Raw genomic sequence first — 15,257 nt, forward strand, 5'->3', positions numbered from 1 at the left:
AAAAATGACACTGTTTAGACAGATTTATTCGCTGCTTTTTAGCCTGTTCTTGCTTGTAGTTGCAAGCCTTGGCTATGTGCAATTCACTGAGACTCAAAGCTTTTTAACAAAGCAAATGGAGTCCGATCTAAACAATGCCAGCACTTCACTCGGTCTAATGCTTACCCCAGCACTCGAAGCCGGCGATACCGCAGCGGCAGAAACCTTAGTGAATGTTATTTTTGAAGGTGGTTACTATCAAAATGTAAAATTGACTTGGATGGTCGATGGTAAGCAACAAGAGTGGAATAATCCTTTAAAAATTGAAGATGTCCCTCAATGGTTTATCAATCTAGATCTGTTTAAAACCATCAAAAAACAAAGCACTATCACCTCAGGTTGGCTGCAGCTAGCACAGCTTGAAATCACTGCTCATCCTGGTTTTGGTTATCATGAACTATGGCGAATCATGTCCAATACCATCATAGCCTTCTCACTACTTTTTCTCGTTGCTATTTTTACAGCAAGAGTAGGCTTAACATGGATATTGAAACCTCTCCACACCCTGTCTGAACACGCGAAAAGTATCGCAGCACGCCAATTTGGTCCAGACATGGCACTACCCAAAACAACCGAATTAAAAGACTTAGTAACTGCATTTAACAGCATGTCAGCTCAATTGAAACAAGTGTTCCATTCTCTTGACGAAGAGGTTGGCGCGTTACGTAAGAAGAATCTTGTCGATCCCGCGTCAGGCCTGCCTAACCGCCAATATGTAGTAAGTCGTTTAAATGGTTGGTTAAGTGAACCTAGCAGCGGTGCTTTATTCCTCGCCAAACTCGACTGGCTCGAAGAAGTGCACAGTAAATATGGCTATCAAGTTCGAGATGAAACCATACGGATCCTCGCAGAAAAGTTTCAACAGCAATTAAACGAAATAACGCCTTCGGTCATAGGGCGTATTGCCGCTTATGAATTTGCATTTTTAGTGACCGATGTTGAACACGATCAGATCAGTAAATATTTACAAACACTTATCCGTACCATCAATCAAGAAATGTCAAAAGCAGGTTGTAAGCCCAACGAAGACTTTGCTATCGGTATTGCGGAACGTATTGGGCAAATGAATGTGTCGGATATTTTGGCCCAAGCCGACAATGCCCTTCAAAAAGCGTTACAAGAAAATAAAACCTTCCACTGGTTTGAAACCACAGAGCAGCAATTATTCACCCGCGAGCAATGGCGCGATAACCTAAGCCATGCCATCAGCAATAAGAAGTTTAAGTTTAGATGGCAACCCATCCAATTTTGCGATGGTGATGGCATAGCGCAACGGGAATTGTATTGCCAATTAGAGCTTGGCGATCAACTCGCCCATGCAGGGCAATTTATGCCGTATATCGAGTTATTATCACTTGGTGCCTTACTCGATAAATGCTTAATTGAAACTGTCTACGAGCAAAAACTGCTCGAGCGGAGCTATGAACCGCTCGCAATTAACTTAACACACCAAAGTATTAACGATCCTCAGTTCCATGAGTGGCTAAATCAATTTTTGCGAAATGCCACATTTATTGAGCGCATCTGCTTCGAAATCCCTGAGGCTGGGGTTTATAGTGATCTTAAGTCATGCCAGCACTTATGTAACATCATTCGCGATAACGGTGCTAAGTTTGGTATTGACCACTTTGGTCGTCAGTTTGGCTCTATGTCTTATCTACAGGAATTAAGACCTAGCTATGTGAAGCTGGATCAATCCTTCGCCTACTATGATGAGACACACCACAATAGCGAATTGTGCCGCGCCCTAATCAACGTAGCAAAAGGATTGGACATTCAAGTCATAGTTACGGGTATTCAAGAAAAAGCTCAGCTAGAACGTTTTAACGAGCTTAGAACAGATGCCTATCAAGGCTTTATCGCCCCGCCAGTGAATCTTGACTAAGCCGTATTATTAAGAAGTGGTTTTGCAAACAAAAAGCTCCGTAAGGAGCTTTTTGTTTTTCTACGGTTGAGTGACTATGCCGATACAGTTCAGCAAATCTGCCAGGTGTAAATAAGAACTGTAGCCAACTTCTATACTCATTAAGGATGCGCTATCAAGCGACAACAAACATGATAATGTCAGTGAGTAGTTCCATTTCGCCAATGCAAAAAAGCCTCAGTGTATTCATTAATGAATGCTGAGGCTTTTCTACTTATTTGGTCGGTGATAGAGGATTCGAACCTCTGACCCTCTGGTCCCAAACCAGATGCGCTACCGGACTGCGCTAATCACCGTAAATTTTGCACTATTATTTACATACGCTTAGAGGGTTCACCCTCTCGTCCACTTTCATCCAAAACATCTGGATGCGTTATAGGACTGCGCTTATCACCGTAAAACATTAACTATTTACTTAACTTACATTAAGCTCGCTAGTCACGCGAAGAATTTGGTCGGTGATAGAGGATTCGAACCTCTGACCCTCTGGTCCCAAACCAGATGCGCTACCGGACTGCGCTAATCACCGAGAATGAAAATCTTTATATCAAAGTAAATGAATGGGGTGACTGATGGGGCTCGAACCCACGACAACCGGAATCACAATCCGGGACTCTACCAACTGAGCTACAATCACCACTGATTTTCACTTACTTTGCCAACCTTAAAGCTCACAACTCTGTTCGGAAGTGGTGCGCCCAAAAGGATTCGAACCTTCGGCCTCACCCTCCGGAGGGGTGCGCTCTATCCAGCTGAGCTATGGGCGCTCGCCTTGGTTAGCGCCGCATATACTAGGGTCAAATCCCCTTTGAGTCTATAGCTGTTTTGCACTTTTTTTACTGACTGCTCAAGTTTTATCACATTAGCTGACTTTTAAAGCGGAATGCAGCCAAAATATGACTTGGATGTTACAGTATTTCATGCTAATTATAGACTTTGGTAAAAGCAAACATATATTTAACTAGTGAGTATCATGTTTAAGGATGAAGATGAAACTGGCCAGCCGCGTGTGAGTGAAACTGAACGCTTACGCAAAAAAATTATTCGCTTAAAACAATTAGCGCATAAATATAAGCATGCTGAGATCATTCAAAACGCATTACTCGAAATATCCAATATTGCGACTCATGCTTCTTCACTCGAAGAATTCTATGTTGGCGTACATAGCCATCTAAAACAGCTCATTCCCGCTGATAATTTTTTTATTTCAACCCTGGATACTCACACAGGTGAACTCGCCATCCCCTTTTTCGCTGATGAGAAAGATGCCCATCCAGCGGAGCTTTATCCTGAACAATCACTATCTACATTATTACAGCAAGGATTAACAGGCTACGTACTCAGAACTGGGAAAGCGTTGTTGTGTAACAATGACACAGTCAATGAACTGATTGCCGCTGGAGAAATTGTTAATTTAGGTTCTCCCTGTCATCTGTGGCTGGGCGTGCCCATCAAACAAGATGATATAGTAACGGGTGTGTTAGTGGTGCAAACCTATGACACTAATATCAGTTATGGTGAAATCGAACTCGAGTTAATGACGTTCATTTGTCACCATATTGCTGGGGTAATGGAACGGCTAAAACATCAAGAACAATTAGAGCAAGCTATCCAGCAAAGGACAAAAGAACTCAGCCAAGCCTACGATAAGTTAAAACTAGAAGTCTATGAACGGCGTAGAGCTGAACGCTTACAAAAATCACTGTTCGAAATCGCCGAGCTAGCAAGTTCCAGTGCAGACAACCCAGACTTTTATGCCCAATTGCATAATGTTATTCGACATTTAATTCCGGCCAATAACTGCTATATCGCCCTATTAGACGACACAGAAACCCACCTCACGTTTCCTTTTTATGTATCGCAATTAGCCAATAAGCACCCAGGCACTCGGCCGCTACAAGACGGCTTAACCGAATATGTGCTCAAACATAAGCGCCCACTATTGCTAGATCAAAGCAGTATCAATGCATTAATTGCCTCTGGTGAGCTGTATTCCCAAGCGCCAGCGTTAAATCATACTCAAACCATGCATCAGTGGATCGGAATCCCGCTTTTTATCCATGATCAAGTTCGTGGTGCGTTAACGATTTACAGTTTTAGCATGACACAGAATTACCAAGTTAAAGACTTAGAATTACTGACATTTGTATCACAACATATAGGCTCGGCTATCGAGAAAAAGCTGTCCGCAGAGTCCTTACAACGCAGTTATGAAGAGCTAGAAGAAAAGGTTATTGATCGTACCAAAGCGTTAGCCGAACTGAATAAAAGTCTTGAGAAAGAAATTCAACAACGCCGTAGTATGGAAGCCAAGCTAGTTCACGATGCCAAACATGATGCACTTACAGGCCTGCCTAATCGCGCTATGTTTATGGAGCGTCTATCTCAAGCGATCAAACATGTTCGTCGCCATAGCTTAGAACAGTTTGCCCTGCTGTTTATCGACCTCGACCGCTTCAAACAGATTAACGACACTATGGGACACCTAGAGGGCGATAAATTCTTAATTGAGACGGCAAGCCGCCTCAAGTCCTGCATACGTGATAACGACACCTTAGCGCGACTCGGTGGCGATGAGTTTGTGATACTGCTCGATAGCATTAACAACATCAACGACGCAAAAGATATATCAGAAAGAGTGATCCAAAAAATATCCCAGCCCTATCGACTTGGCACAATGGAATTTAGTTCTGGAGCCAGTATCGGTATCACCATCAGTGGCAAACACAGAATTGATACCAGTGAATCTATGTTACGTAATGCAGATACTGCCATGTATCAGGCGAAAGCCAATGGTAAAGGCTGCTATGTTATTTTTGATGATAACGCCCAACATCAGGCCATGCAGGATGTCGAGTTAGAAACTGAATTTAGACATGCATTACACCATGCTGAAATACAGCTTAGTTACTTACCAGTAGTCAATTTTAAAACAGGTCAAGTGCATGCATTAGAAAGCCGCCTGTTCTGGCAACATCCGCAGCGTGGGCTCTTACAGCAGGAACAACTTAGCACGCTTGCTGAACAGTCACACCTTACCGTTGAGCTCGATAAATATACGATCAACATCATAGATAGCAGCTATCCCCAACTCCTCAAGCAATATGATGAATCTGTTGAATTACATGTCATGCTTTCGAGCCAACATCTCAAGCATAAGCATGTACTGCGCAGTTTGAAAAACACTCTCAAGCAAACCCAGTTAAACCTGAGCCATTTGTGGTTATTCTTCAATGAAAAAGCCCTAGTGCAGGAAACTGAAAATCATATCAATGGCTTTGAATTGTTGCAGAAGCTCGGGGTAAAACTCGGTATCAGCCAGTACGGTAGCGGCTATAGTGCATTAAATAGCTTATTGTTTCTGCCGATAAAAGGCTTAAAACTCGATGCCAACCTCACCAAACAAATACAAGGCGAGCAACAGCTTAAGTTAATGTCTGCCTATCAAAAAACGGCATCAACCTTAGAGCTTCAAACCTTTGTCGATGGCATTGATAACCCTGAACAAAAACGTATCTTCAATGAACTGGGTTATCAGCTGGGCCAGGGGGCTGCTTTAGCCGACACTTTTACCTTATGTGAAACCCAACCACAGATCTGTGCTCAGCTCGAATATGCCTAGTAAAAAATAAGTAGCTGATTTAAAAGAATAGTAAGCGAAACCGCTCGCTATTTTTTAAACATGTCTCTTAAGCTAGAAATATTTGCCCGCCCCGTTTGCATCCGCTCCTGTTCCGTTTGTTGTGGCTTACGATTTTCCCACACCACATCATCTTGAGGTAACTCAAGTAAGAAACGGCTTGGTTCACAACGCATGGTTTCACCAAATTGGCGCCTTTCGCGGCAGAGGGTGAACCAAAGCTCTCGTTGAGCTCGAGTGATACCCACATATGCCAACCGACGCTCCTCATCGACATTATCTTCGTCTATGCTGGTTTGATGGGGCAAGATACGCTCTTCTACTCCAACCATAAACACGAAGGGAAACTCTAAGCCCTTAGAAGCATGCAAGGTCATCAACTGCACCTGATCGCCGCCTTCATCCTCACTATTGCGCTCCATCATGTCCCTGAGCGTCAATCGAGTCACCACCTCTGGCAAGGTCATAGCTTCATCTAACTCATCACCCGCGAGCATCTCAGTCACCCAACGGTAAAGCTCTGAGATATTCTTCATCCGCATTTCAGCGGCCTTGGCACTGGTGCTGGTTTCGTATAAGTAATCTTCATAATTGATCTTACGGATCAAATGCTTCACCGCCTCGACGGGTTCACCACGTTCAGCATGATCCCCAGTCTCCACGATAAAACGACCAAATTGATATAAAGATGACATAGCCGCAGGCGGTAAATGATGATTCAGTTCAGGCTCAAAAATCGCCGCAAACATAGAAATATGCTTCTCGTTGGCAAAATTACCTAAGCGCTCTAAGGTTGATGGGCCTATGCCACGTTTAGGCAAATTCACGATGCGCAGGAAAGCATTATCGTCATCGGGATTCACCACGAGCTTTAGATAGCCCATGATGTCTTTAATTTCAGCACGAGCAAAAAATGACGTACCACCACTCAATTTATAAGGAATACGGTTCGTCATCAGTGCGCGTTCGAGTAACCGTGATTGATGGTTACCCCGATACAAAATCGCATAATCGCCAAACTGAGTACGGCCAACAAACTTGTGCCGCACAATTTCGGCAACAACACGTTCAGCCTCTTGCTCCTCATTGGCGGCAAACAGCACCCGCAACGGCTCACCATAGGCAAGCTCGCTAAACAGGGCTTTATCATAAACATGGGGATTATTAGCAATAAGAATGTTCGCAGCCCGTAGGATCCGCTGGCTAGAACGGTAGTTCTGCTCCAATTTAATCAGCTTAAGCTGCGGAAAATCTTTACCCAATAACACGAGGTTTTGTGGCTTAGCACCGCGCCATGAATAGATAGACTGATCGTCGTCCCCCACCACAGTAAAGCGTGCCCGATCACCCACTAACAGCTTGACCATTTCATATTGGCTGGTATTAGTATCTTGATATTCGTCCACCAGCAAATATTGGATCTTGGTTTGCCAGCGCGTACGCACTTCTTCATGGTGGCGTAACAATAAAGTTGGCATCAGAATCAAATCGTCAAAATCTAAAGCGTTATAGGCTTTCATATGTTGAGCATAACGCTGATACAACATAGCAAATAAGTGCTGTTGCTCATCTTTAGCGATTTTGCGTGCATGCTCGGGAATAATTAAGCCACCCTTCCAGTTTGAAATCGTACTGGCAAGCGCTTTGAGTAAATCTTTATCTTCATCCAACTCGTCTTGGGTTAACTCTTTGAGCAGTGCCAAGGTATCTTGATCATCAAACAGCGAAAAACCCGGTTTTAAGCCTAAGACCTTATGCTCGCGTTTAATGATCTCAAGCCCTAAAGTATGGAAGGTCGAAATCCACAGACCTCTGGCTTCCTTGCGGCCCATCGACTGAGCGACCCGCTCTTTCATCTCGCGGGCAGCCTTGTTTGTGAAGGTCACCGCCGCGATATTACGCGCCTTATAGCCACATTTTTCGACCAAGTAAGCGATTTTATTGATAATGACGCGCGTTTTACCACTACCCGCACCCGCCAAGACTAGGCAAGGGCCTGAAACATAATGAACAGCATCGTTTTGGGCGGGATTGAGTTTCATCTTTGCGCAATATCCAAACAAGTCGACAGAAAGGGATGGGATCATAGCAGAATCGACAGTTTTAAGGCTAACAAATCCCCGCTTAGGTTGAGCAGAACTCAACTCTGTAGATAAGCCTCTCCGTGATATAAACCCCAACAACAGCCAACTAAAGTGTTCACGCGTCTGCTTTACTTTTGAAAGCTAACGTACTGAGTTACAATCGAGCTATTCAGTAAAGAGGCGGACAAGATTATGATCAATCCAAAGAAAATCGAAGAAATGGCGAAACAATTGAGCGAAAGTTTGCCCAGCGGTCTAAAGCAATTTGCCGGTGAATTTGAAGAGCGCAGTAAGCAAGTACTGCAAAATCAATTGCTCAAGTTGGATATGGTTTCCCGTGAAGAATTTGATGTGCAGCAACATGTACTACTGAAAACCCGCGAAAAATTAGAAGCCCTACAAGCTCAAGTCAATGAGTTAGAAAAAAAGCTCAACGCAGCGGGCTAACTTATCATGCATGTTTGAAAGAGCACAGTTAGCGATAGCGCAGCTGTGCTTTTTGTTTTTAACACTTCAAGCATTGAGTCACTTGGGGAAATAATGCAACAACTCGCCAGCTATATCCTTGCTATTGAAGGCTATCCAAGCCCTGTCTACGTGGTAAGCCAATCAAACGAGCAGCAAACCTATCACGATGATAATGTGGAGATTTGTGAGTCAATAACGCTTTATCACTTCGATAACGGGGTTGTGATTAGCAAGCTAAGCGAGCAAGATAAACAAGCTTATGAGTCAGACATGGTTTGTGAAGATTATTGGCTCAGCTATCGGGTTGTAACAGCTCATATTGCGATTTCACCGCAGCAAAAATCCTTTAGCAATCTATGTCAGCAAAGCTTTTGGCTTAAGATGCAGCAAGGGCTGGCAGTAAAGCCACCGCTGCAACCAGAGCATAAACAGAATTAATGCTTTAGCGTCGAACAATCAAGGAATGAAGCTACAATGGAAGTCACAATCAGCACACACTATCAGGACTATCTTCTTTGGGGATTATTGTTGCTTGGTGGCCTGCCGCTACTCATTTATCCTGGTGTGCTTCTCGCCAGTTTGATGGGACTGGCCAGTCAATCAAGCATTAAACCCGCTTTTATCTATCGATTGATGAATCAGTGTTTTCTATGGGGAAGCCTAGTTTATCCCGCCGTGTATATCCCCTGTTATCGCATTACGAGCGATAGCACTGCGACTTCTTCATCTTTAGTCATTGCTGCGTTGCCACTGCTGTATCTAATCTTACTGTATGGCTGCTTTCGCTTTATGGATGCTCCAACTAAAGAGACAAATAATTAAAGCTTTTGTTGGCGAGCATACTTTTGCTTAAGGCCTTTATGGTTAGCCTTAACTAACTTCCAGCGGTCACAACCATTGAAACGAGCATATTCACTGACTGCGATATCAAAGGCCGCACAGAAATCCTCATCTAAGCCATTCACCATCACGCCCTCTTCTAAAATCAATTGCTGTAATAGCAATAGGTTAGCTTGACGATCGGCTTTAACATCCACGCGGCCAACAAAAGTGTCGCGCCACAGAATTGCTAAAGAATAATAACCATACTGACGCTTTTCGGCTGGGACATAGACTTCGATTTGATAATCAAAATCAAACCATTGCTTTAACCTTTGCCGTTGGATCAATAAATTATCGAAGGGATTAAGCAGCCACACTTTATGAGGTAATGGTGCATTTAGCTGTAATGAAGGGCGATAAAAGTAGCTTTGGCCCGCAGCCTTAAAACATGCTAATAACCCGTGAGCTAACAACTCTGCCAATTCTTGGGCTACAGCTGATTTCATACCTTTGCGTAAATAAGCCATTTGCGCCGCAGTACCGAAGGCGTGGGCATCAAGATAACGATCAATTAGATAGCGGGTAAATTCACTATCTGTCGGTGCTTTGGCATTTACATCTTGTGGCAACACTCGCGCGGTAAGATCGTAAACCTTTTGAAATTTCTCCCGCCGCACCACCATCAACTCACCACGCATAAAGAGCTGCTCTAGGGCTTTTTTCGCGGGTTTCCAATCCCACCAGGCACCGTTTTTAGCTTCACTGTGTTCAAAATCACTGGCCTTGAGTGGCCCTTCTGCAAGGATTCGCGCCCGCACTTCCTGCATTATTTTATCGTCGGGCTCAAACCAATGCTTACCGCCATTTTGCAGCTGCTGTTTACGCTGCAAACTAAAACGGTAATCGGCAATCGGTAAATAAGCTGCCGCATGGGACCAATATTCGAAGACCTCTCCTTTGGCTAAAGCCATATCGAGCATCTTTGGCTGATATTCTGGCATACGACTATGCAGCACATGATGATGCGCTCGCTCAACCACGTTGATAGAGTCAATTTGTACATAACTGAGACGTGAAATTGCCTCGGTGACAGAGGTATATGGTTGCAATAATCCTTGCTGCTGCATATTTAATTGCAGCCACTCGCGGGGTGAAAAGGGATTAGACATCGATTCTCCAAATTCAACGACAAGCAAATACCAAACCAGAGCAAAAAAAACATAACAAACTGAAAATAAAAGCATTTATCACACTATTCAACGAGTAGGTTTGTGAAATGTACGCACAAGTCTACTCACTAGGCAGTATCTTCGGATAACATAAGCCATTTATACCTTAACGGCTATCGGTTTACCTGCCCGTTAGTTTCACGACTCGAAATAGAGCCTATCTGGCATAGGCTCTTCATTAAGGATTGATGATGAATATCTACTATCGCCAAGCACAACTCTGCGGCCGCAAAACGGGTAATGGCACTAAGCTGCCATTTTTGATGAATATCTTGTATTCACTTGCTGCTAAAAATGGCGATCACCAGCCCTTTTCAATGGATGACATTAACGCCGTACTGTTTAATCAGCATCAGTCGATTGGTTGCTCTATCAAGGCGCCGCTACCGATAGTGAGTTGGCGCACCGAAGCGATAGAGTATGAGTTATTTAAAGGCGAAGAGCTGGTGTACCTGCCCCAATGTATCATCTTTAGCAATGGCGCCATTGCCTATGTCATTGTCGTCATGGGTGATGAGTATGAGCTACGTATTTGGCCTGATTACAGTAACCGTGATCGAGAAAAACACCACTGGTTTTCCCACCATGCCGTAGTCTATTCCGCAGAACTTGACGTCTTTAAACAAAGCTTCGAAGCACTGCTCAAGCATATTAAAAAAGAAAATGACTACGAGAAAAAACACCCCAAATTTGGCAAAGACACCCCACTATCAGATTTATAAACTTGCATAATGAGTATGGGTTTAGCGGTAATTGCCATAATTTTGCCACTATTGATCAGCAACTTGCCCACAACTTTTGTAAGAAAATCTGTTTTAATACCCGCCGTGATACCGAGTTAACTCTGCACAATCTTAGCGGATAAGTCTCGGTCGTATTTCATAGGGAATGAAATTCAATGTTCAGCATTATTTTCTGGGTACTCACCCTACTTAGTTTGGCCTTATTTGGTAGCGCAGCCTATTTAGTGGTGCGCGCACTCCTCAAAAAATTTAATCGAAGTCAAGGAATCGATATGTCAGCACAAGAACCGTGGGCAGCAGCCACCGCAAAGGGAACTGCATTAAAAAACACCACCTTATTAAAAGCCTTAACCATTGGCATACTCTCAATCCTCGCGTTGATCCCGCTGGGGATCATTATGGATATGACTTCTGATCGCCAAGCCCTTTACCACAGCGTTGTCGATGAAATCGGCCGTTCATGGGGTGAGCAGCAAACCCTCTCAGGTCCTGCGCTAGTGATCCCTTACAGCTATTTTGTGTTGCAAGAAGAAGTCAGTAACGACGGTAAAACTCGCCATGAAGTGAAGCGTACCTATCAAGATGAGCTAGTGATCCTACCGAAAAAGCTCACCCTCGACTTAGACCTAAAACATGATTTTCGCACCCGTGGCATTTATCAATCGCTGGTGTATAACGCAGCTCTACAAGGTCAGGCCGACTTCAGCCTTAACCGTTATGATATTCCTAACCTTATCGCCTTCGATAACAAAAATGCCCGGTTAGTCTTTGGGGTGTCATCGAATCAAGCAATTGATAAAGTAGAAAAAATTGAAATCACCGGTGAATCGACATTACTCTCTGGATCACTGATGTCGGGCACGGGGTTAACCACTGGCGGTTTAGAAAAAGGCTTTAATCAAAAGATCCAAGTCAGCGAAGCGAGTGATTTTAGTGTGGATTTTGCCATGACACTACGCGGCTCTCAGTCTATCAGCGCATTGCCACTAGGCGAGCAAACGCTAATCAATATTCGCGCCGACTGGCCGCATCCAAGCTTTAAGGGATTATTACCCGCTGAACGGGACATCAACGCGCAAGGCTTTACTGCAAGTTGGAATATCAGCCACTTAACCCGTAACTATCCACAAGAGTTTATTAAGAGTAATCAATCGACTCTCACTGAAGTGTCGGCCAATGCGATTTTATTCGAACCAGTGACTCACTACGGCAAGATTGATCGCTCGGTAAAATACGGCCTACTGTTTATCGTGCTGACTTTTATCATGTTGTTTATCTTCGAAATCGGACAAAAAACCAGCCTCAGCACGATTCAATATGTGTTAGTCGGCAGCGCCATGGCCTTGTTCTATTTGCTACTACTCTCGCTATCTGAGCATCTAGCCTTCTTGCATGCCTATTTAATTGCCGCTTGTATTCCCGTGCTGTCGGTATCGGCTTATGTAGGGAGTGCCACAGCAAGTATTAAGCGCGGTGCGTTAGTGGGCATTATGCTGGTGAGTTTATATGCAGTGCTGTACTCAATACTGCAACTGGAAGATTACGCCCTATTGATGGGTTCAGGTTTACTGTTAGTCGTACTGTTAATTTTGATGTTCGTGACTAGGCATCACCCTAAGAACACGGCGCAATAGCGCCCTACCGCTCCACCCTTGAAGACCCCCGACAGCGCCATCTTTTGCTGTCGGGATTTTTTTATTGGCAAAACCATTGCCGCGTTGTAGCCTATGGCGTTTTATGAAGAGGCTTATATTTTGACCCATAGCGTCTATCTTTTACGCCGTTTAGGTTTAGCTTGGATACTGTTGGCAACCATTCCGGGCTTACTATTACTGACACAGAATCAGCTGTTTCCACTGATCGATCTGCACTCTACCTTAGCCAAAACCTTATATTGGATTACCATGACTGGCACTGCGCCCTATGGCGTCGCAACAGTCTTGTTTGTATTGGCGATCGCCTATCGTCATATGCCTAAACCACTCTTTATAAGTTTATTTTTTGCCATCAGCCTCAGCCAAGTTATCAGTTTAGGCTTAAGCCACACCCTCAAATCCTATTTTAAAGAACCCAGACCTAATCTCGTTTTTCTAGCAGAACAAGCACTGCCTAAGCATGAACCGCTTTCACTCGATGCCTTTTATCAATTGGATAAACAGTCACGTTCAAAGACAATTGCCAATGCACTCGATGGCTTGATCGCTGCAGAACCCGCCTTGAAACTCGACTCACGGATCCATCAGCATTGGGAAGATGAAATCGGCTATTCTTTTCCTTCGGGACATACCATTTTTGCTGTAACGCTAGTGCTTACCGCCAGCTACTATTTGCTACTTGCTGGATTACCTAGCTTAGTCATGGCGTTATGGAGCTGGGGATTTTTGATGGGATTAAGCCGTATGCTGCTTGGCATGCATTGGCCTCAGGATGTGCTGTTTTCAACCTTTTTAGCCGCCATCATCAGCGGATGTAGCGTGTTCTTTGTCAGTAAGTTGCGTCCACTCTCCCATGCGTTTGCTAAAGGATCTGAGCGCTAACACTGTGAATTCAGCGTCTCGATTTGGCTGTCGACTCGAATACGACAGCTTCAAACACTATGAAGTTAAATACTTAGGCATTGCTAAGCACTGCCTAAGTATTTTGCCACTAGGGCCTGATAAATCCCATTGGCCTTAATTCTAGTGAGCCCTTGATTGAAAGTATCCCGCGCCACTGAGTTGTGGAACACCATTCGATAGGATGTTGGGGGGAAAATAAAGTGGTAGCTTAATGCTTGCTGGGTATCAACATCATCCTCAACGAACTTATTCAGTTGAGCGAATATATAACGATCGGCAATCACAGTATTAATGCGACCTAAGTACAACATACGGTTCTGGCTTAATTGGCTATCGACTTCACGATAAATAGTCTGTTGCGCTACGGCATTAAACTCAGGGCCAAGTAAGAAGCGAGCATTTTCAAAAGCGGCGACACTGTACTTTTTAAGATCCACAATACGTGTTATTTCAAGATGTTGCTCGGCCAAACTGATCGCCACATTGGTATATTCAACATAATCATTGGACCAATAACCATCAACGCCATTTGCAGGGTTCATCGTCATTACAGCATCTAATCGATCTTTATTGAAATATAAAACTTGGCGTTTACGAGAGTAGAATTTGAAGTTGACTGGCTGCCCCATTTCCTTAAACGCGGCCTTAATAATATCGATCTCAAGCCCTGATTCAGCATCTTCGATAATATAAGGCGGTCGATTTAGAGCGCTACCAATGGTTAACGATGCAGAAAATGCATAAGTCGGTAATATGAATAAGCAGATTAGCAACAAAATCAAACGCATACAGTGTCTCACTCTTATTAGTATCATAACAATAGCGGTAAATAACGGGAGTTCCAAACCGCGCGACTCCCAAAATCTCTATCCGTTATCACTGTCACAACCTTAAAATGTCTCATTTGATCAAGATTTTTGGCAAAGTCCGCTAAGACTGGCAAACTAGGGGCTGACTCAGTTAACCCTAAGCTTTCGATGACAGACACTCACCCCTACAAACTCGATCAACTCGATTTAACAATTCTGCGCTTACTGCAAACCCACGGCAGATTATCGAATCTCGAACTGGCCAATAAAGTCGGACTATCGCCATCTCCTTGCTCGCGCCGTGTTAAAGCCTTAGAAGAAGCGGGTTATATTGCCGATTATGCAACGCGTCTGTCGGCGGATAAGTTCAACCTGCATTTGACCGCGTATATCCATGTTCGAATGGAGAAACATACGCCGGCGATTCTCAATCAATTTGAAACCAATGCACTCGCCTACGAAGAAGTCCAAGAATGCGCGCTGATCACTGGCTCAGAGGCCGACTACCAACTTAAAGTGCTAGTACAAGATATGACGCACTTTCGCACTTTCCTGTTAGATAAACTCACGACCAACGTGCATATCGCAGGGGTGCATTCCAGCTTTGTCCTCAAAAAGGTTAAGGACCACACGGCCATTCCCTTAGGGCACGTCAACATTCAAGCATAAGCCAACACTCAACAGTCACAGCAAACACCACAAACAAGACATCGGCACAAGTAACAGTCATAGCACAAAATAGCGGTTAGACATCTGCCATACGGTATTTTTTGACCATAAGATCACAATTCAATGAATTTTTATCATCGCAATGATTCGCCAAATCTCGACCATCCGCCGCACCTGATAGCAATAAAATCTCGCACAAAACAGATAGGCAGCACACAACATTAACTTATAGCCAAAAACCGATAAATTATTGCCAATTAACACCAAATTAA

The 15,257-nt window shown here is 43.9% G+C and carries 12 protein-coding genes and 4 tRNA genes; 9 read left to right on the plus strand and 7 right to left on the minus strand.

Annotation, left to right across the window (positions count from 1 at the left end):
• Positions 1–4 precede the first annotated feature (4 nt).
• Entirely contained in the window at positions 5–1,924 is a 1,920-nt protein-coding gene (locus AAA952_RS20205) for a bifunctional diguanylate cyclase/phosphodiesterase (protein WP_105250451.1), read from the plus strand.
• Between the two features lie 258 nt (positions 1,925–2,182).
• On the opposite strand, the gene AAA952_RS20210 is transcribed toward AAA952_RS20205, so the two are convergent.
• The 4 genes from AAA952_RS20210 to AAA952_RS20225 form a co-directional block, all read right to left on the minus strand.
• A tRNA-Pro gene (locus AAA952_RS20210) sits at positions 2,183–2,259 on the minus strand.
• A 156-nt stretch (positions 2,260–2,415) separates the two neighbouring features.
• A tRNA-Pro gene (locus tag AAA952_RS20215) sits at positions 2,416–2,492 on the minus strand.
• 32 nt (positions 2,493–2,524) lie between these two features.
• A tRNA-His gene (locus AAA952_RS20220) sits at positions 2,525–2,600 on the minus strand.
• Between the two features lie 53 nt (positions 2,601–2,653).
• Positions 2,654–2,730, minus strand: a tRNA-Arg gene (locus AAA952_RS20225).
• Positions 2,731–2,936: 206 nt separating this feature from the next.
• On the opposite strand from AAA952_RS20225, the gene AAA952_RS20230 reads away from it, so the two are divergent.
• Positions 2,937–5,585: a sensor domain-containing phosphodiesterase gene (locus AAA952_RS20230; protein ID WP_338259187.1), complete on the plus strand. Its 2,649-nt coding sequence runs from the start codon at positions 2,937–2,939 to the stop codon at positions 5,583–5,585.
• A gap of 47 nt (positions 5,586–5,632) precedes the next feature.
• Here the strand turns inward: AAA952_RS20230 and rep are convergent, their stop codons facing one another.
• Positions 5,633–7,645, minus strand: coding sequence for a DNA helicase Rep (rep, locus tag AAA952_RS20235; protein ID WP_212600651.1), 2,013 nt, complete (start codon positions 7,643–7,645; stop codon positions 5,633–5,635).
• Between the two features lie 234 nt (positions 7,646–7,879).
• Between rep and ubiK the strand changes: the two genes are divergently transcribed.
• The 3 genes from ubiK to AAA952_RS20250 all read left to right on the plus strand — a co-directional run bounded on the left by ubiK (position 7,880) and on the right by AAA952_RS20250 (position 8,977).
• On the plus strand, positions 7,880–8,134 hold the full coding sequence (gene ubiK / locus AAA952_RS20240) for a ubiquinone biosynthesis accessory factor UbiK (RefSeq protein ID WP_006083441.1): 255 nt from the start codon (positions 7,880–7,882) through the stop codon (positions 8,132–8,134).
• 93 nt (positions 8,135–8,227) lie between these two features.
• The gene (locus AAA952_RS20245) at positions 8,228–8,593 is read left to right on the plus strand and encodes a hypothetical protein (RefSeq protein WP_338259192.1); all 366 of its coding nucleotides are present in this window, start codon (positions 8,228–8,230) and stop codon (positions 8,591–8,593) included.
• A gap of 36 nt (positions 8,594–8,629) precedes the next feature.
• Entirely contained in the window at positions 8,630–8,977 is a 348-nt protein-coding gene (locus AAA952_RS20250) for a hypothetical protein (RefSeq protein WP_338259195.1), read from the plus strand.
• Here AAA952_RS20250 and AAA952_RS20255 read toward each other — a convergent pair.
• Complete coding sequence (locus AAA952_RS20255; RefSeq protein WP_338259198.1) at positions 8,974–10,146, minus strand: winged helix-turn-helix domain-containing protein; 1,173 nt, start codon at positions 10,144–10,146, stop codon at positions 8,974–8,976. The genes AAA952_RS20250 and AAA952_RS20255 overlap by 4 nt on opposite strands.
• 251 nt (positions 10,147–10,397) lie before the next feature.
• Here AAA952_RS20255 and AAA952_RS20260 point away from each other — a divergent pair, with 251 nt between their 5' ends.
• The 3 genes from AAA952_RS20260 to AAA952_RS20270 all read left to right on the plus strand — a co-directional run bounded on the left by AAA952_RS20260 (position 10,398) and on the right by AAA952_RS20270 (position 13,486).
• Complete coding sequence (locus AAA952_RS20260; protein ID WP_263168438.1) at positions 10,398–10,928, plus strand: hypothetical protein; 531 nt, start codon at positions 10,398–10,400, stop codon at positions 10,926–10,928.
• 176 nt (positions 10,929–11,104) lie between these two features.
• Complete coding sequence (gene creD / locus AAA952_RS20265) at positions 11,105–12,583, plus strand: cell envelope integrity protein CreD (protein WP_113940863.1); 1,479 nt, start codon at positions 11,105–11,107, stop codon at positions 12,581–12,583.
• Positions 12,584–12,676: 93 nt separating this feature from the next.
• On the plus strand, positions 12,677–13,486 hold the full coding sequence (locus tag AAA952_RS20270; protein WP_173913158.1) for a phosphatase PAP2 family protein: 810 nt from the start codon (positions 12,677–12,679) through the stop codon (positions 13,484–13,486).
• Positions 13,487–13,569: 83 nt separating this feature from the next.
• Here the strand turns inward: AAA952_RS20270 and AAA952_RS20275 are convergent, their stop codons facing one another.
• Positions 13,570–14,295: a substrate-binding periplasmic protein gene (locus AAA952_RS20275; RefSeq protein ID WP_338259203.1), complete on the minus strand. Its 726-nt coding sequence runs from the start codon at positions 14,293–14,295 to the stop codon at positions 13,570–13,572.
• A gap of 189 nt (positions 14,296–14,484) precedes the next feature.
• Between AAA952_RS20275 and AAA952_RS20280 the strand changes: the two genes are divergently transcribed.
• Positions 14,485–14,985, plus strand: coding sequence for an Lrp/AsnC family transcriptional regulator (locus AAA952_RS20280; protein WP_113940869.1), 501 nt, complete (start codon positions 14,485–14,487; stop codon positions 14,983–14,985).
• The last annotated feature ends 272 nt before the right edge of the window (positions 14,986–15,257 follow it).

The sequence above is a fragment of the Shewanella sp. M-Br genome, assembly GCF_036245925.1.
GTDB classification, from domain to species: Bacteria; Pseudomonadota; Gammaproteobacteria; order Enterobacterales; family Shewanellaceae; genus Shewanella; species Shewanella oncorhynchi.